This is a genomic window from Bradyrhizobium macuxiense, from assembly GCF_001542415.1.
GTDB lineage: Bacteria > Pseudomonadota > Alphaproteobacteria > Rhizobiales > Xanthobacteraceae > Bradyrhizobium > Bradyrhizobium macuxiense.
The window spans coordinates 1-18,199 of record NZ_LNCU01000036.1 but is presented as its reverse complement, the minus strand read 5'-3'; the positions used below and the strand labels follow the sequence as shown (position 1 = coordinate 18,199).

The window sequence follows — 18,199 nt, the reverse complement described above, 5'->3', positions numbered from 1 at the left end:
CTCGTATCAGGCAGCCGCTGGCGCTTTCTTCACCACACGGAGCAGGCTGAGCGCCTGCTTCATCCATTGCGGCCGCGCCGTCGGCACATAGCGCCAGCTCACCACCGAACGCCGCAGGGCGCGCGGGCCGAACAGCGCAAGGAACATCCACACCAACAGCGACGTCCGCTGCGCTTGTGAGAAGCCCTGCGGAAACGCCAATGCACGGAAGGTGGCAGATGCGATCTGCTTCGCACTATCGCCCGCAATGGGATGGATGTCCGGCCGCAGGGAATACGACGCTGCGCGCAGGCACAGGTACAGCAAGTTTCTGTTGAGCGCGCCCGTATCCACCGACATGCCCGCGCTGCTCGCCACTTCCGTGAAAAATTTGTGACGCCGGCGCGTGAGGTCAACCTCCCGCGCGAAGCGGCTGTCGTCCAGATGCAGATGCGCGCCATGGTTTAACCCGTGAACGCGATAGTCGACCAGCGGCTTGGGAATCGTGATGACGTCGCCGTACACCGGGGCCGCCGCGATCAGGTAACTATCGGGCGCGCGATCGACGAAATCTGATTCAAATCCGAAGATTCGCTCGACCACCGACCGTGGATAGGCGCTGCCCGATCCCGGAGGCGTCGGATAGACACCGGTCGTCGTCACCCAGGTGTGGATGTCCTGGGGTGTCGGATGTGCGTAATATTGCGGCAGGATGCTGCCCGTCGGATTTCCCTTGGCGTCGACGGTTCGCATCTGAAACTGAAATTTGCTCGCCGCATCAGACCAGGCTGCCGCAATTTCAGTCATGATGTCCGGATGAAGGGCATCGTCTGAATCGAGAAATATCACGACGTCGCCCGTGCAGCGGCGGAACCCGTTGACACAAGAGGGCATCTGGCCGGCATTGGCCTGGCTGATGATGGTGATCTTGTCGGCATAGGCCTTGATCACCTCCAGCGAGTTATCCGTCGATCCATCATCGACGACGATCACTTCGACACTCGGCCAGCGAATATCGAGCGCGCTCTTGATCGCGATGCCTACGTAATCGGCGTAATTGTGATTGGGAATTACGACCGACAGGGTGAGTTCATTCGTCACTTCGGGTTCCTCACGCGCAATCGAAGCCGAGGTCTTAGTTCGTATTTGTGCGGCGTGACAACAGATTATCGCAGCACGCGCATGCGTTGCATTCTTGATCGGGTCGAAACTGTGTCATCGCATCCGCATATGTGCCCGCGCCTTCGCTCGCCATGAAACTGTCGAATTATGGATAAAGATTGTGGCTAACAACAGCGAGGGGAACGCAAGCAAGTCGGGCAATAACCGTGTTGCCACCACATAAAGGGAACGGCCGTGTCCGCAGAGCTGTATCGAGATCTCGCCTGGCTTCCAAAATCTCCATCCGATTTCTCGACCCGCTGCAAGGAACTGCAAAACAGTTCCGGCGAATCCCTCGGAAAGAAAATCAGATCGCTTGCGACCTACGCGCTCGATGAGCAGCAGCTGTCGCGCCTCGGACGAGCGATTCGATCGTTGCAACTTGGTGGCAGCTCGCTCGCACCGCTCGTGCCGTTTCGACTCGGCTTGATCGGAAACGGAACGCTCGATCTGGTTATTCCCGTTCTGGTTGCAACGGCGGCTCGCCATGGTTTCGCGCTTGAATGCGTCACCGGCGCCTACGATCAATATCTGCAGGACGCGCTGCAGCCGGACTCCCTGCTCAACAAGGTGAAGCCCGACGCGGTCCTGGTCGCGCTCGATCATCGGGGATTGTCGCTGCAGCCGTGCCCGGGCAACGAGCAGCTCGCCACCGAAGCCGTTGATGCGGCAGTCGGACTTCTCGAGTCGATCCGTGCCGGCGTGGCGCGCAACAGCGGCGCGCCGTGCATCCTGCAAACGCTCGCCCCACCCCCCGAAGGACTGTTCGGATCCTTCGATCGCGCCCTGGTCGGCACGGCACGCAATCTGGTCGATCGCGTCAATCAGAAGATCTCCAGCGCCGTGCTGCAGTCGACCGACATGATGCTCGACGTCGCCGGCATCGCCGAGACGGTCGGCCTGGCCGACTGGCATTCTCCGGCGCAGTGGAATCTCGCCAAGTTGCCGTTCGCGGATGCCCTGGTGCCGCTTTATGCCGACCATGTCATGCGCATCATCGGCGCGCTTCGCGGCAAGAGCCGCCGCGTTCTCGTGCTCGATCTCGACAACACCGTCTGGGGCGGCGTGATCGGCGACGACGGCATGGAGGGGATCCAGATCGCGCAGGGCGACGCCACCGGCGAGGCGCACCTTGCCGTGCAGCAACTCGCGCTGGCGTTGCGGGCGCGCGGTATCGTGCTCGCGGTGAGCTCAAAGAACACTGACAGTGTGGCGCGGCGGCCGTTCAAGGAACACCCGGACATGCTGTTGAAGGAAGAACATATCGCGGTGTTCCAGGCCAACTGGAACGACAAGGCGACCAACATCCGCGCCATCGCGAAGGAGCTCGCGCTCGGCCTCGACTCCTTCGTCTTCCTCGACGACAATCCGGTCGAACGCGGCTTGATCCGGCAGGAGCTTCCGGAAGTGGCGGTGCCCGAGCTCGATGCCGATCCCGCAAGCTACGCCCGCGCGCTGGCCGCGGCCGGCTATTTCGAGGCGATCAATTTCTCCGGGGAAGACCGCGCACGCGCCGAAATGTACCAAGCCAACGCGCGACGGCTCAGCCTGCAGGGCCAGGCGACCGATCTGAAGTCCTACCTGCAGTCGCTCGAAATGCGCATCGTGTTCGGCCCCTTCGATCGGACGACGCGCGCCCGCGTCACCCAGCTCATCAACAAGAGCAACCAGTTCAATCTGACAACGCGCCGCTACACCGAGTCCCAGGTCGAGCAGCTCGAAGGCGATGACAGCGTCATGACGCTGCACGCGCGGTTGATCGACAAGTTCGGCGACAACGGCATCATCTGCGTGATCATCTGTCGCGCCACTGCCCGCGACACCTGGACGATCGACAGCTGGCTGATGAGCTGCCGGGTGCTCGGACGATGCGTCGAGCAGGCTGTGCTGGCCGAGATCATCTTGCAGGCGCGCGCCGCCGGCATCGCGAACCTGGAAGGCATCTATCTTCCGACTGACCGGAACGAGATGGTCCGTGACCACTACGGCAAGCTCGGCTTCACACGCCTCGACGACGGCGCCGATGGAGGCAGCCGCTGGTCACTCCGGACCGACGTTGAACTCGATGCTCTGCCGATGACGGTTCACCGCGACGAGAAGCAGTTTGAGCCGGCTTGATCGGATCAGATCGCCGAAAACTTGAACGAGAACTTCTGAAAGCCCCGAGCCCACGGACATGAGTCTGACATCGCCCCTGTTCTTTGCGTTTCTTGCGGCGGTCGTTACCGCCTTTCACATCAGTGAATCGGTCATCTACCGGCGATTCGTGCTCGGGGCCGCGAACGCGATCTTCATCGCAAGCTATCTGAACGACGTCACGCAGGTGCTGCCGCTGCTCGCTTTCCTCGCGCTCGGCTATCTCTGCGTATCCGCGCTTTACCTTCGCCAGTCGGCTCTTGCGCTGGCGCTAGGGGTCGTCGCGATCCTGTGCTGCTACGTTTTCCTCAAGCGTTTCTCCTTCTTCGAAGGATTGGGTCAGCTTCCGTTCCCGTATCTGACCATCGGGCTTTCCTACATCCTGTTCCGGATCCTGCACATCATGGTGGACGTGCGATCCGGAGATCTTACGGAGCGAATTGGCCCGCTGGCATTCTTTCGCTTCACCTGCAACTTCCTGTGCTTCGTCTCCGGGCCGATCCAGCGCTATCAGGATTTCAGTGCGATGGACGGAAAGGCCGCAGTCCAGCTTGACGCCGCGGCGGTCTACGCCGCGTTCTCCAGAATCGCGACCGGCTACGTGAAATTCGTCATCATCGCCGCGACCGCCAACTATGCCTTTACGTTCCTCAGTCCGCAGCTGCTGCAGCCGGCCGGCCTTTCGTTCCTAAAGCTATGCGCCGTCTATGCGACGGTCGCATCGCTTTATACGGTCTATCTGTATTTCAATTTCTCGGGATACATGGACATCGTGATCGGCATCGGAACCCTGCTTGGGCAGACGTTGCCGGAGAACTTCGACAAGCCGTTCTCGGCGCGCAGCTTTCTTGAGTTCTGGCAGCGCTGGCACATGACGCTGTCGCAGTGGTTCAAGTTCTACCTGTTCAACCCGCTCCTGATGTTCCTGATGACCTGGCTGCCCTCGCCGGCGCTCACGTCTTATCTGGGAGTGCTCGCGTTCTTCATCACGTTCGGCGTGATGGGCGTCTGGCACGGCACCACCGCGGTCTTCGTCATCTACGGCCTGCTGATGGGTGCTGGAGCAAGCATCAACAAGCTCTGGCAGGTGGCTTGCACCGAACGCTTCGGCAAGAAGCGCTACCGCGCGCTGACCGAGTCCACCGCCTACATCTATTCCGCGCGTGGCCTCACAGTCGCCTATTTCGTGCTCGCACTGACCTGCCTCTGGGTCCCTGAACTGCCTCAATTCACCGCTCTGGTGGCGCGGCTCGGCTTCGCCGGCGTTGTCGGTGCCTTCGCAGTGGTGGCGGTGGTGTTCGGGATCGCGGCACTCATCCTGGATTTCGTCCAGACTCGTCTTCGCATCCCCACCCTGGCGGCTATCCAGGGCGGCGAGATCACCAGAAATCTGAACCTGGCAGGCAAGATGATGGCAATCGTCGCCGTCGCGACCCTGCTGCATAAGGCTCCGGACTTCGTCTACAAGGCGTTCTGAAATTGAAATATATCCTGAGACAGTCGGCGTTGACCTTGTTGTCGTTCGCCTTTCTTTACGTGCTGCTCGCCGGCGCGTCGTTCCTCGTCTTTCCGGATCCGTCGAGCGCCGGTCCGCGAGACTTCCAGGCCGCGGAACAAACGCTCTACATGACAGTTCCCAAATACGTCTTCCTCGGCCGCAGCGTGCTGGCCAACCCGGACCAGAAGATCATTCTGGTGGGAGCATCGAATACCGGAGTCGGGTTCCGGCAGAAGCAGGTGCAGTCGAAGCTCGGTTGCGCCAAGGTCAGCAACCTCGCGATGGGGGGCGCCAACATCTCCGAGGTCCAGCAGGTGATCGATCTCGTGCACGAGGTGCAGACTGATCAGGAGCGGCGGCAGAACACCTTCGTCATGGGCATCTGGTTCGGCATGTTCATCGATTCGGATGTGAAGTTTGCCGATGGCGATCGCCATCGCGGCGAGACCGATATCGATATCGAACGCTACCGGTACGGGTTCTATCGTCGCACGCCGAATGGTCCGGTTGCGGTGTTGCCACCGCAATGGCTGGACGCGGGTGTCATGGCGATCCGGCCGTTCCTGCTGCTCGAGAAGGCCGCGCGCGAGGCCAGGGCCGGCGTCAATCTCGTCATGACCGGCCGCACCAGCGCCCAGCGCACCGACCAGGAACGCGAAAGCGTCGTGATGTCCGACGCGGACAAGCAAAAGGCGTTGGAATACTGGAAGGAGACCATGGGGCGCACGAACGACATTTCGCCTGCCCAGGTCGAAGTCCTGAAACAAACCATTCGGACGCTGCTGGATTCCGGAGAGAAGGTCGTGCTCGTCGACCTGCCGATCCCCGCCTGGCATCGTGATGCAAGTCCGTACGAACCGAGCTACCGGTTGGCCCTGAAGGGCCTGCTTCGGGAATTCGGCGACCGGCCGAACTTCGTCTCGCTGAGCATGGACGACCTCGACAATGACCTCGACTATTCGGACGAGGTGCATGCGAAGCAGCATCTGGCCAATGTCTGGTCGGCCAGACTGGCGACGACACTGGATTCGTTCGTCTGCCAGCAGAATCCCGGCAACGCACCGCGGGTCACCACCCTACGCTCATCGGAGCAGGTGACGGCCGCTCCGCAGGTGACCGCCACGCCCGACAACTGACCGGCACGCCATCCGCACGCCGGCACCACCGCAACTCGATCGACAAAGGAAGACGCAATGCAGAAGGCCGAAGTCTACAGCAAGCTCACCACGGTTTTTCAGGACGTGTTTGACGAGGACGACCTGGCGCTGACGCCGCAGACGACCGCTGACGACGTCGATGGTTGGGACAGCCTGTCGCATATCCGCCTCGTGCTGGCCGTCTCGAAGGCCTTCGGCGTGAAATTCTCCGCATCCGAGATCGGCAACCTGAAGAATGTCGGCGAGTTCGCCGACCTGATCGAGAAGAAAGCGTAACGGCGCGTGGACCAGCGAGCGAACGGCATCGCATCAGCAACGGCCGCACTGGCCTTCCATCACTTCGGGCTTGCGGTCGCCTCCCCGGAAGAGGCCTTTCGTTACCTGGCGTCACTCGGTTACATCGCGGGAAACACCGTCTATGACCCAATACAGCGGGTCAATCTCGCCATGCGGCATCACCCGGTGATGCCTGACGTCGAAGTGATCTGGCCCGGCGACGGCCCCTCACCCATCGACAAGATGATCAAGCGGACCGGCACCATGATCTACCATTTGTGCTACGCGTGCTCCAATGCCGAACAGACGCTCGACGTGCTGGCGGCGTCGGGGATCGAGATCGTGCCGGTCAGCGCGCCCGCACCGGCCATCTTGTTTGGCGGCCAGAAGGTCTCGTTCCACCACATTTCCGGTTTCGGCCTCATTGAGCTTCTCGAAACCGGGACCGAACCCGGGGCGAGCGCATGAACAGCGACTACCTGTCACGCAGCGTCGGTCGCGTCATCCGCACTGCGTGCGGCGTGGCGACGGCTGCCCTGCTTGTCGCACCGTCAGCACAGGCCCAGATAGTCGGCTTCGGACGATCGACGGCGCCAATGTACGGGGGAACCGGCGTGTCGCCGGCGCCCGCGAATCCGTTCCCGCCGATGAAAGGCACATATGCGCCGCCCCATAAGGCGCCGGACGGGACGGCCTGCATATCGGTGCATCCATCGACGCATCCGCAAGTCATCAATCCGAAGATCATCGATCAGATCGTGACCGTGAACAACAGCTGCGGCCAATCCATCACCGTTCAGGTCTGCTATACCGGCAGTTCGGATTGCATCAAGGTTGCACTGACCGGCTACCAGAAGCTGCAACGGATCCTCGGTATCTCGGGCGGTTCGACCGCATTCGGCTACGAGTACCGCGAGCTCTATTGATGATACACCCAACGCCAACCGCAGTCCTTGTCGGGTCGCATGCCGCTGGCTTGCCAATGCGTGCACCCGATCATGACGTCCTGACGGAGATCCATCACGCCGTATTCAGCATCCCCACTCGAACAGGGCCTTGAACGCATGTCGAATTCCACTCAGGCAATCGTGTTCGGAGGTGCCGGCTTCATCGGAACGCATCTGATGAACCGGCTGGTCGCGTCGGGACAATACGAGCGGGTCGTTGCCGTCGACATCGGCAAGCCGAGGACCCTGGTTGTCGGCGTCGAATATGTCCATCACGATGTCCGGGAGCCGATCGACCTCAAGCTTGCGAGCGGCGCACCTGCCGACATCTTCAATCTGGCGGCCATCCACACAACGCCAGGCCACCCGGACGGCGAATACTACTACACCAATGTGCTGGGCGCGGTGAACGTGTGCCGGTTTGCCAAGGAAACCGGCAGCCGGAATATCACCTTCACGAGCTCGATATCCATTTACGGTCCGAGCGAAGCGCCGCTCGACGAAGACTCGCAGCCCGCGCCGGTCAGCGCCTATGGGCGCTCAAAGCTGTCGGCCGAAGCCATCCATCGCCTTTGGCAGTCGGAGGACGCGGCAAGACGACTTACGATCGTTCGCCCTGCCGTCATCTATGGTCTCTATGAGGGAGGAAACTTCACGCGGCTGTCGCGGCTGCTGGAGCGACGGGCTTTCGTCTATCCTGGCCGAACCGACACCATCAAGTCGTGCGGTTACGTGAAGGACCTGGTGTCGTCGATGCTGTTCATGGCCGAACGCAACGATGGCGTGTCGGTCTACAACTTCTGCTACGAGCACCGCTACACGATCAGCGACGTCTGCGCGGCGTTCTCCCAGGCCGCCGGCTACAAGAAGCCAACCCTGACCATTCCGATCTGGTTCATGAATCTCGCGGTCCTTCCGTTCGAGGTGCTGCACAAGGCTGGCATCAAGACCGGGATCAACCGCGAACGCATCCGGAAATTGTGGTTCTCGACGAACATCCTGCCGAAGCGGTTGGTGGCCAGCGGATTCAAGTTCGACTACGACGTCACGAGCTCGCTGCGCGAATGGAAGCACGACTCCGGCGTCGCCGATTTCGATTGATCGCCGCACTCACCGTCCAACTGGTCTCTCACGAGACGGGCGTTCCGAGGGATGGCCTCGTCCGACGACAGGCTCGCAGGGAGTCTGGTAGCGTGAGCGGCAGAACGTCGCGTCGCCGACCCCCGCCTCGGCGAGCGGTAGGTCCTGCCCTGCCGGGCCATGCGAAGTGCCTCATGTCGGCCAATGGAACCCGGATCTCTCGCGGGGATCCCGCCCCTCACGGCTCCAGCCATTCGATGGACGTCATTCTGGTTGCATTATCTTTTTATTGCTCGTTCACCGTTTTCCATCTTCTTGTCGATTTGTTGCCGCACATGTGCGGCGGCGATCTACCGGCAACCGGCACGGGAATTGCTGCGCTCTGACGCGGAACCACGGTCCACCAGCGATGGCGTCCCGAGAGCTGAGACGAGTTTCGGAATTGTATGATGCACCGCACTCTTGCTGACACATTTGTTTGGCACGTTCGGGGGGCTGATGCGTTCAGCGTGGGCTGCGTTGGCCCACATCGACACGGCACAATCTAGGAACTCAAGCCAGGTAGACGAGCCGGATGCTCCAAACTCGAATCACACCCCCTCGCGAGATCGAATCTCCCACGCAAGAGTCGGCTTCGCTGGAGCAGACGGTTTCTTCTGCGATCGCGCTGATTGGCCGCCAGTACCCCGTGATGATCTTCGTGATGTGTCTGTGCATCGGTCTGGCCGGCGTCTATTTGATGACCGCCCCGAAGCGCTTCACCGGCACCGCCGTGCTTCTGATCGACAGCCGCAAGATGCAGGGCCTGCAGACGCAGCAGCCGACGGGCGCCGACACCTCGATCGACTCGGCCATGGTCGACAGCCAGGTCGAAGTGCTCAAGTCGGAGACCATTGCAACCAACGTCATCAAGCAGCTGCACCTGCTCGATTCGCCTGAATTCACCAGCGACGAGCCTGGGCTGCTCGGCAGCGTCTCGAATCTGTTTTCCTGGATGTTTCCGGAACAGCCTCCGTCCGAAGCCGCATTGATGCGCATGGCGATCGGCAAGCTGACCGGCAACCTCTCCATCAAGCGCGTCGGCCTGAGCTATGTCATCGAGATCTCTTATCAGTCGCGCTCGCCCGACGAAGCCGCGCGCATCGCCAATGCAGTGGCTGACGGCTACATCAACGATTCGCTGGAATCGAAATATCAGGCGTCGCGGCGCGCGGCGGTTTGGCTACAGGATCGACTGAAGGAACTGCGCACGGAAGCATCGACCGCCGAGCGCGCGGTCGCCGACTTCAAGGCAAAGAACAACATCGTCGATGCCGGCGGGCGCCTGCTGACCGAGCAGCAGCTCGCGGAGATCAATAGTTCGCTGACGCAGGCTCGCTCGCAGCGCGCCGAAGCGCAGGCCAAGCTTGAGCGGATCACGGCCATTCTGAATTCGGACGACGGCGACTCCAAGGTCATCCTGAATGATCTGGCGACCGTGACCGACACCATGAATAATCCGGTGATCACCAAGCTGCGGCAGACCTATCTCGATTACGCGGCGCGAGAGGCCGACTGGTCCAATCGGTACGGACCGACCCACCTTGCGGTCGTCAACCTGCGCAACCAGATGCGCGAGATCAGGCATTCGATCACCGACGAGCTGCGGCGCACCGCCGAGGTCTACAAGAGCGACCTCGCGATTGCGAAGGCGCGCGAGGAATCCAGTCAGAAGAGCCTGAACGATACAATCGCGCTGTCCAACGGCACCAACCAGGCACAGATCGCCTTGCGCGATCTGGAGAGCAATGCCCAGAGCGCCCGCGCACTGTCGGACAACTTCCTGCAGCTCTACATGGTCTCGGTTCAGCAGCAGTCGTTCCCGATCACCGAAGCACGTGTGATCACGCAGGCGTCCAATGCCCCCAACAAGACGTCGCCCAAGACGACCCTCATTCTGCTGGCAACCCTGATCGGCGGCGCGATCCTCGCGGGCGGCGTTGCCATCCTGCTCGACATGATGGACCGAGTGTTCAGAACAGTGTCTCAGGTCGAGCAGTTCCTCCACACCAGCTGTCTTGCTTCGATCCCGGCGATCGGCAGCGAGCAGAACGTCCGTCTGGCCGGGCACGCTCTGCTCACCAAGGCAGGACAGTTGTTCAACAAGCGGAAGAAACCGCAGCCGGCGGCACCAAAGCCGGTTCCCGCGGCAGCCTCGGGCTTGCCGATGGACAAATCCGAGGTCAGGTCAAAGCACCCGCAACCGCATGGCGATCGTCTCCTGACCGCCGACCAGAGCGTCGGCAGGTACGTGATCAACTCGCCCTTCTCGCGCTTTGCCGAGGGCTTCCGTTCGATCAAGCTTGCATGCGATCTCAGCAGCTACGGATCGGCCAACAAGGTGGTAGGCATCACCTCCGGACTTCCCAATGAAGGCAAATCCACAGTCAGCGAGGCGCTTGCCCAGACCGTTGCGCAAAGCGGTTCGCGCACGCTCCTGATCGACGGTGATATCCGCAATCCGAGCCTCACCGCGCGGCTGGCGCCCTCCGCTCAGGCCGGCTTGATCGATGTTGTCGTGGGCCGGGTCGATTGGACGGATGCGGTGTGGATCGATCCCCAGACCAATCTGCATTTCATGCCTTGCGTCGTGACCTCACGCTTCTCCAATTCGAGCGATGTGCTTGCCTCGCCGCAAATGGAGCGGCTGTTCCAGCACCTGCGGGAGCACTACGATCGCATCATCCTCGACCTTAGCCCGCTCGCACCAGTGATCGACGTTCGTGCCACCGGCGCGCTGGCGGATTCGTACATCCTGGTGGTCGAATGGGCCAAGGCCAAGGTCGATATTCTCGAGCGCGTGCTGAGCGAAGCCCCGGTCGTCCGCGAACGGATGCTTGGCGCAGTCCTCAACAAGGTGAACATGGCGGTGATGAGTCGCTACGACATCTACAGCGCCGGCTACTATCGCAATCGGTACTACAAGCGATACGGATACGTCGATTAGATCATGATCGAAGAGGACGCGATCGTCCGGTCGGCCAGTGACAGCGTCGTCGGAGGTTGCCCGGCGGTCGTCTGGCGCCGTGAACTGCCCCACTCTTGCGTCCTGGCACGCCTGCACACAGGCGACCTCGCTCACGTGCTGCGTCAGACCTCGGTTCGGGGATGCAAGAGATACGGGGATGCAAGAGATACGATGCATCGACTGACACCCGATCCGTCGAAAACAACGGACGCGATGATCCGGCCAGGCAATGAAAATGGCGCGGGTCGCTCGGCTGCGTCCCGCGCCATGGCCGCCCATCCATTTGAATCCGAAGGCGCCCCCGGCCGGTACGCAGGGCGGCCACGCCCATTCGCGAAGCGACTTTAGCTAAATCAACACGACGACGCCGAGGACCTGATGGCGTAGATCCCCGGCGTCGATCAGGCTGAACTCAGAGGTTGGGCCGACGATACCGGCCCAACCTCTTGCTCAAGCGTCACTGCCGCGAGTTGATCCGCAGGATCTGCGCGTTGTTCGCCGCGACAATCGTGCTGTTGGCGGTGCCGACCACGTTCTGGACGAACAGCAGGAACTTGTTCGTGTCCACGGTGGCGGCGTTCGCGGCGAACAGCACGTCCTTGTCCCGCATCTCAAACTTGCTGGCAAGGAAGAAGCCCGACGGATCGCGGAAGTCAGCATTGTAGATCACGGGGACTAGCGGGCCGGAGAACTTGGAGCAATCAGCGCCCAACCGTTCCGCCAGCTCGCGCGGCTCGCGCCGATAGACATAGACGCCCGCGGGCTCAGCCTGCGCGTCAATCAGACCGCCAGCCTTGGCCATCGCCTGCGCCATAGTGATCTTCCACATATCGAATGGGAACTGGGCCTGCCCGCCGAAGTTTCCTCCGATCGTGAACGCGCCAAAGGCGAGGAAGACCTGCGGCTCGCGGTAGACATAGATCGTGTCGCCGGGATGGATCCAGACGTTGTTCGCCGAACCGTACATCAAGGCTCCGAACGGAACCGTGGCGCGCTTGCCGCCGCGCTCCAGCGTCACCCAGGTCTCCCAGCCCGGCCCCGTCAGGCCGCCGGCGCGCGCGATCAAGTCAAGAATCCGCTCGCCGGCCGCATTGGCCGTCAAACGGGCCGGATTTTTTACTTCGCCCAGCACGCTGATCAGCGACGTGTTTTGCGTGATCAGGGACACCACCACCTGGGGCTCGATGGCGCGGTTTCCGATTGCCTTCACGATGTCGCGCTGGATCTCGACCGGGGTGCGGCCATTGGCCTTCACCTGTCCCGCATAGGGAACCGTAATGTTCCCGTTCAAGTCAACGTTCTGGTTTGGCAAGGCCACGAAGTTACCAGGCCTCACGCCGGCCTCCGCCGGGATAAACAAGCCGCCCGCGGCGGCTTCGAAGATCGACACGGCCACCGTATCGCCGATGCCGAATCTGATGCCCGCCGGCGGCCGATGATCAGGAAATGACCCCGCGATAGCGCCAGGGCCATACTCTTTCAGGATGTCGACCACGGTCGGCGTGAGCTTGATCAATACGTAATCCGGCCCAGACCTTGTTATCTCGCTCTTGATGACGTGATCTTCCGGACCGGACGATGGCATGATCGAACACCCTGCGGACAACAGCAGGATGCTGAGCAAAACTCCCCACACGAAAACGCTACGCCTCACAACGCGTCCCCCTTACTCCAGGCTAAACTTCGTCTAATTCCCCAAGATGCGTCAACGAAGCCGCAGGACATGGTGAGAATAAGGAGATGTTGTTGCAGCGCGGTTACAGGTACCCGCGATTCTGACTTGTCAGGAATATTGTCAAATACAGCAATGCTGCCCAATATTCGTCGGGTCGATGCGCGAGTTCCAGGTAAGTTGTGCACGAATCCGCTATCCCTTACGGCAGTTCCGCGTATCTTCCGGCGGTTCCACGCGCGCGGTTCCATTACGAACGACGTCCTCAGATGTTCCAATCTCGTGCAGTCGTGGAATGCATCACCTGACACTTTACTGCCACGGTTAACCTCACTTCGAAAGTTTGAGAAAAATCCCGGCAGATCAAGAGCACATCTTCGATCGGCAGAGAGACTGCTCTGACGCCGCGACATTGCCCGTCGCATGCAACAAAATTGAGCGATGCGACCGATCGTCTTTTGGTACTGCTGCGGCGTTGTTGGCCAGAACGTCCCGCCCCACTCCAATAAAGGTTCCCAGATCATTGATGATGACACGTCTACTATTGCTGTGCGCTGTTCTGCTGGTTGCTCTCAATAGTTCCAGCCGGGCCGACACTTCGCTCCCCGGCATGAAGGATTGCGGCTCCGGCGTCAGTCCCGAGCAGCGCAAACGATGTGATGAAGAGGCTCGCAGGCAAGTCGAGGCCGGCAGCCAATCGACACCGATCGAGGGCGGATGGCGGTTGGTGCGCAGCAGAGATCCGGACGGACGTGCCGACGCGATTTCAGCAATGCACGTCGTCGACAGCGCAAATTCGGATCCGCGCCTTGCTGGCTTGAGCCTGCAATGCGGACGTGACGGGATCAATGTTGCGCTCATCCTGCTCGAGCCCATGGCGCGCTCAGCGCGCCCGACCGTAGTCTTGACGACGGGAGGAAGGCGCGCGGAGTTCGAAGCATCCGTGATCCAGGGCGGCGCGGCATTGCTGCTGCCCGCGGATGCCTCGAAGCTCGCGGCCAGCGACTGGCAGAGCGCCAGCGAGCTCTCGGTTGAAATTGCAACCAAGCCCAACGCGATCCTTGGTGCGGTACCGATCAGCGGATTGCCGACGGCCCTCAGCTATCTGTCGCAAAACTGCCATGCTCGATAGTTTCGTGGCGGGAACTTCGCGGTTCCCTTTGTGAGGATGCTTCGCGTATCGTGAGCGCGAGTTGCACTCTCAATAAGCAATGATTGGCCGCGCGTGTTGGCGTCGCGCATTCGCATATGCGATAGTCCGGACCGGCCGCCCCTCATCGCAAGTGAAATCATTCTCGCCCCGATCCCAGCCCAACTTCGAAGTCTCACATTTTGTCGGTTGCCTCTTCCCTCCTCACCATATTGCTGGCCGCGATTCCGCCACTGGTCATCGCAAACGGCGCTTTCGCACAGCTGGCGATCGCGCTTGTCGCCGCTGTCATGCTGGCCATGGCGGTCAGGGGAGCGGACGCCGAACTCGCATCGACCACGCAGCTGCTCAAGCGATTTTCAGTCGCGATCCTGATTCCGGTCGTCTGGATGCTGGTGCAAATCCTGCCATTGCCATTCTCGTCGTTGGCAAACCCGATCTGGTCGGCGACCTCGATCGCGCTGAACGAGCCGTCACTCCCGGGTCGCATCAGCCTCGATCCCGGCGCTACGCTGCGAAGCCTGTTCGTTTATCTCGTCTATGTGTCGTTGGTGGTGTCGACTGTCATCATCAGCAGGGACCGTCACAGAGCCGAAACAATCCTGTTCGTGTTGTGTGCAGTGACGACCTTCATGTCGCTCGAGGTCCTGCTCGGCCGGCTGGATTGGTTCGCCGCCATGACTCCTGCTGCCGATGCCCCGACGAGCCCGTTTCCCGCAGCGGCAGCACTCGGCACCGTCGCCAACGCCGCATTGATTTCCCGGGCACTCGAGCGGCACCTGCATCGACGGGACATCCGCAATCTGGCTTCGATCCGGCTTTGGTTCGGGGTCATTTCCGGCTTGTTCGGAATTATCGTGGCGATCGGCGCGATCGCAGCGCTCGGGCGAGGTACGCTGCTGGCGGCGGTGAGCCTTGGATTGATTGCGATCGCCTTTATCGCCGCGGTCCGCCGCCTTGGATTCCGCTCGTGGCCCTCAGCGGTCTTGTTTGCGGTCCTTGTCGCGATCGTCGGCGCGCTCGCCGTGCCGCGCTTTCAGCCCGGTGGTTCGAGCCTGCTTGGATTGGCCAGGTTTGCTCCCGAAACCGTGGCATTGGCGGGGCGTCTCCTCGCCGACACATCGTGGTTGGGAAACGGGATCGGAACGTTTGCCGTGGCGGCGCGGGCCTATCAGGACATCGACTCCGCCGTGCCCGCAGTCCCCCCTTCCACCGCTGTCCTGGTCGCGATCGAGTCCGGACGCCTGGCGCTTATCATCCTGGCAGGCATCGCGACCCAGCTTTTTATCTTCATGTTTCGCGGCGCTGTTCGGCGCGGGCGCGACTCCTTCTTCGCGGCGACCGCAGCCGCCACCGTTCTGGTCGTTTTCTGCGAGAGCTTCCTTGATGCAAGCCTCTCGAGCCCTGAGGCCCGGACCATCGTGGCGGTCATGATCGGACTGGGACTTGCACAATCTGCCGGGCGGACGAGCGGTCTCAAACGCTAGGCGATCACGTGCGCGCACCATAAGATGGCCTCACGTTGATCCACGCCTGACCTCTCCATCGACATGGCTTCATTGAGCAGAATTCGCATCCCTCTGATGGCACTGGCAGTGACCGTCGGATCCTATGCCTTCGTCTCCGCCGTAGCGGGGACGAAGGCGCTCGAGCGCGTGCCGTTTCCATCCGATGCCGCCAAGATCAGCTCGCCCTGGGTCGGCGACGTGCCGTCCTTTTCTGAGATACTGCTGCCTTTCGCATCGGAGCTGGAAAGCAACCACGCCCTGATCACCGCATTGCAGGTGCTCGAGGCGAGCCGGAAAAAGCAGATGACGGTACAATCCGCTGAGTACGCCGATGCCATCAGGAGGGTGAGGCAAACTCTGTCGATCTCGCCTTACAATCCCGAACTCTGGCTTGCGCTGGCACTGCTCCAAGCTCAACGCGATCCGCACGACCCGGTCGTATTCGAGGCACTGAAGATGACCTACTTCATCGCTCCGAACGACATGCGATTGGTGCCGGTGCGGCTCGACGTCGCAGGCCGTTTCGATTTGCTTGCCGATCCCGATATCAAGGACCTTGCGCGGAGCGACGTTCGGCTGATCATGACGCGCCGGCCGGAGCTAAAGCCCGCGATCGTCTCGGCCTTTCGACGGGCATCAGACCGGGGCAAGGCTGCCCTGCAAGACGCCGTTCAGTCGATTGATCCGACATTCGTCCCGAGCCTGCGTGGCTAAACAATCGGCACCAGACCATCGTGAATTCGGCAAGCAGGCCGGCAACACCAGGGCGCAGACGAGCCTGCTGACCCATCTTGGCCACACTTCATCCAATTTTCGGTCGGCAATATCCTTCCGGTTGCTCGTCCCGGCGCGAGCACATAATGTCTAGTCGCGATCAGGGGAACAGAAGCGATGTCACGATCCTATGTCGGTCTTGTTGTACTCGCCTCGACGGTGATCATTTCGGCCGCGCCAGCCAGCGCCGCCGACTATGCCGTCCATCCACGGCACGCTCGCTCCGCGGCATCCGTCCTGCAAATCGACCGCGGACCGAACCCCTATTGCGGGCCGCGATGCGGCTGCGCCGATGCGATTGTTGTTCGGCACCGCTCGCTCGAGCGGTCCTACTCCTACTCGTTCGATCCGCGCACCAGGGACGAGCCGCGCTATTACTATGGGCGTAACCGGACCTACGTTCGCTACATCAGTCCGCGCAATCCAGATCTGGTGTTTCAGTACTAGCATTACAGTTGTCTTTTTGCTTTGAGGTGCGCCCGTTGAGCTGCCGCCTGGTGGGCTCTGCGCCAGAAGGACCAAGCGATGATGAGCGCGGGTTCGATCCGCGTGCGATGAAGTCTGATGGCAATGCGGCGGATTTCCTGGAGTGACCAGCGGATCAGTTTGGGGGCGGTTTTGTTTTGGCTTTTGCCGCGTGGCGCCGTTTCGTTTTTTTGGGCGGCGTCGGATTGGCGCGATGCCGGATTGCGGCCATCATGGCGAATGCGAGCATCACCAAGGACACGTGACGATGCCAGCCATGCCAGGATCTGCTCTCGTTGTGATCGAGCCCGAATTCGTTTTTCGCAGTTTCAAAGCTGTCTTCGATCGCCCATCGATGGCCTTCGACCGCGACCAGCGTTTCAATTGATGTTCCTGCCGGGCACCAGGTCGAGAAGAAGGCGAGGTCATCATCAGCGATACGACGCCGGATCAGCAGACCGCGTGTCCAAAGACCTTGATCGACGCTGTTGAATTCTTCGGCATCGAGATCGGCTAGTTCGAGATAACACCAATCGTGCAGCCGCGGTCCTTTGGTTCCGGCACCGGCCGACAGGCGCTTCCAGTCGGATGGGCGTCGCGTCCGGGCGAGTTCCGCAGCCGTCCCGGCGACCGGCGGTCGCTTGCCCCAGGATCGGAATACATGAGCGCTGTTGACCCCAAGCACGTAGCCCTTGCCGGCCCGACGCAATTGCTGTTCGAGGTCGCCAACACCGTAAACGGTATCGCCGGCAACCCAGTTGAATGGGACAGACGCCGCTATCGCCCGTGCGATCATTCTCGTCGCAAGCTTTGGCTTGGTCGCAAAACCGACGTCGGCAGGCACGTATGTGGCTTCCAGGCGATCTGGATCGTCGGTCCATTCCTTCGGAAGATATAATGCGCGATCGATGAACGCATGGCCATGACGCGAAACGTAGGTAGCGAACACGCCGATCTGGCAGTTCGTAATCTTGCCTGCCGAACCGGTGTATTGCCGCGCCACGCCGCACGACGCCTTCCCCTGTTTGAGAAAGCCGGTCTCGTCGATGACGAGGACCGCATCGTCGTCTGCCAAATGCTCCATCACATAGTCGCGGACAATATCGCGCAAGGCATCGGCATCCCAATCGCTGCGACCCAAGATCGCCTGTTGCCGCCAAGGACCAGGATCGCCAGCGGCCTCCGCGCGCATCCAACCGGTCTTGCGTTGCTCATCACCGAGCAGACCTTCCAGAAACAGGCCCGCGTTCCTCGCAACACGTTCTTGCCCGAACAGCGGACGTATCCGCTTCTTAACCTCCCGAAGCGACGCAGCCCACAACGCAAGCGTCTCTTCAACTGACGCTGCCTGCGCCCACAATCTTCGAATCATGGTTGCCCATGGATTCA

The 18,199-nt window shown here is 61.1% G+C and carries 17 protein-coding genes; 13 read left to right on the top strand and 4 right to left on the bottom strand.

Features of this window, described 5'->3' with window-relative positions; translation table 11 throughout:
• Positions 1-6: 6 nt before the first annotated feature.
• Entirely contained in the window at positions 7-1,080 is a 1,074-nt protein-coding gene (locus AS156_RS09655; protein WP_066503213.1) for a glycosyltransferase family 2 protein, read from the bottom strand.
• 486 nt (positions 1,081-1,566) lie between these two features.
• On the opposite strand from AS156_RS09655, the gene AS156_RS09650 reads away from it, so the two are divergent.
• The 9 genes from AS156_RS09650 (at position 1,567) to AS156_RS09615 (ending at position 11,220) form a co-directional block, all read left to right on the top strand.
• The gene (locus AS156_RS09650) at positions 1,567-3,258 is read left to right on the top strand and encodes an HAD-IIIC family phosphatase (RefSeq protein WP_245312673.1); all 1,692 of its coding nucleotides are present in this window, start codon (positions 1,567-1,569) and stop codon (positions 3,256-3,258) included.
• 58 nt (positions 3,259-3,316) lie between these two features.
• Positions 3,317-4,753, top strand: a complete 1,437-nt coding sequence (locus AS156_RS09645; protein ID WP_066503210.1) for an MBOAT family O-acyltransferase — start codon at positions 3,317-3,319, stop codon at positions 4,751-4,753.
• Positions 4,754-4,755: 2 nt separating this feature from the next.
• On the top strand, positions 4,756-5,910 hold the full coding sequence (locus AS156_RS09640) for a hypothetical protein (protein ID WP_066503206.1): 1,155 nt from the start codon (positions 4,756-4,758) through the stop codon (positions 5,908-5,910).
• A gap of 57 nt (positions 5,911-5,967) precedes the next feature.
• On the top strand, positions 5,968-6,207 hold the full coding sequence (locus AS156_RS09635) for an acyl carrier protein (RefSeq protein WP_066503205.1): 240 nt from the start codon (positions 5,968-5,970) through the stop codon (positions 6,205-6,207).
• Positions 6,208-6,213: 6 nt separating this feature from the next.
• Positions 6,214-6,675, top strand: coding sequence for a VOC family protein (locus AS156_RS09630; RefSeq protein ID WP_066503204.1), 462 nt, complete (start codon positions 6,214-6,216; stop codon positions 6,673-6,675).
• Positions 6,672-7,133, top strand: coding sequence for a hypothetical protein (locus tag AS156_RS09625; protein ID WP_066503203.1), 462 nt, complete (start codon positions 6,672-6,674; stop codon positions 7,131-7,133). The genes AS156_RS09630 and AS156_RS09625 overlap by 4 nt, the downstream gene beginning before the upstream one ends.
• Positions 7,134-7,271: 138 nt before the next feature.
• Complete coding sequence (locus AS156_RS09620; RefSeq protein WP_066503201.1) at positions 7,272-8,255, top strand: NAD-dependent epimerase/dehydratase family protein; 984 nt, start codon at positions 7,272-7,274, stop codon at positions 8,253-8,255.
• A gap of 173 nt (positions 8,256-8,428) precedes the next feature.
• Entirely contained in the window at positions 8,429-8,620 is a 192-nt protein-coding gene (locus AS156_RS41890) for a hypothetical protein (RefSeq protein WP_136626112.1), read from the top strand.
• A gap of 188 nt (positions 8,621-8,808) precedes the next feature.
• Positions 8,809-11,220: a polysaccharide biosynthesis tyrosine autokinase gene (locus AS156_RS09615; RefSeq protein ID WP_066503199.1), complete on the top strand. Its 2,412-nt coding sequence runs from the start codon at positions 8,809-8,811 to the stop codon at positions 11,218-11,220.
• Between the two features lie 478 nt (positions 11,221-11,698).
• Here AS156_RS09615 and AS156_RS09610 read toward each other — a convergent pair whose 3' ends face one another.
• Positions 11,699-12,757, bottom strand: a complete 1,059-nt coding sequence (locus AS156_RS09610; RefSeq protein ID WP_245312672.1) for a polysaccharide biosynthesis/export family protein — start codon at positions 12,755-12,757, stop codon at positions 11,699-11,701.
• Between the two features lie 928 nt (positions 12,758-13,685).
• Here AS156_RS09610 and AS156_RS09605 point away from each other — a divergent pair.
• Positions 13,686-14,045 (top strand): hypothetical protein, encoded by a 360-nt coding sequence (locus AS156_RS09605; protein WP_136626111.1) that lies wholly within the window; start codon positions 13,686-13,688, stop codon positions 14,043-14,045.
• Between the two features lie 193 nt (positions 14,046-14,238).
• On the opposite strand, the gene AS156_RS41885 is transcribed toward AS156_RS09605, so the two are convergent.
• Complete coding sequence (locus AS156_RS41885; protein ID WP_136626110.1) at positions 14,239-14,553, bottom strand: hypothetical protein; 315 nt, start codon at positions 14,551-14,553, stop codon at positions 14,239-14,241.
• A 142-nt stretch (positions 14,554-14,695) separates the two neighbouring features.
• Here AS156_RS41885 and AS156_RS09600 point away from each other — a divergent pair, with 142 nt between their 5' ends.
• From AS156_RS09600 to AS156_RS09590, 3 genes are all read left to right on the top strand, one after another.
• Positions 14,696-15,550: a hypothetical protein gene (locus AS156_RS09600; protein WP_136626109.1), complete on the top strand. Its 855-nt coding sequence runs from the start codon at positions 14,696-14,698 to the stop codon at positions 15,548-15,550.
• A gap of 96 nt (positions 15,551-15,646) precedes the next feature.
• Positions 15,647-16,285: a hypothetical protein gene (locus tag AS156_RS09595; protein ID WP_066503193.1), complete on the top strand. Its 639-nt coding sequence runs from the start codon at positions 15,647-15,649 to the stop codon at positions 16,283-16,285.
• Positions 16,286-16,462: 177 nt separating this feature from the next.
• The gene (locus AS156_RS09590) at positions 16,463-16,792 is read left to right on the top strand and encodes a hypothetical protein (protein WP_066503192.1); all 330 of its coding nucleotides are present in this window, start codon (positions 16,463-16,465) and stop codon (positions 16,790-16,792) included.
• A 154-nt stretch (positions 16,793-16,946) separates the two neighbouring features.
• Here AS156_RS09590 and AS156_RS09585 read toward each other — a convergent pair whose 3' ends face one another.
• Complete coding sequence (locus AS156_RS09585; RefSeq protein ID WP_066503483.1) at positions 16,947-18,182, bottom strand: IS701 family transposase; 1,236 nt, start codon at positions 18,180-18,182, stop codon at positions 16,947-16,949.
• Between the last annotated feature and the right edge of the window lie 17 nt (positions 18,183-18,199).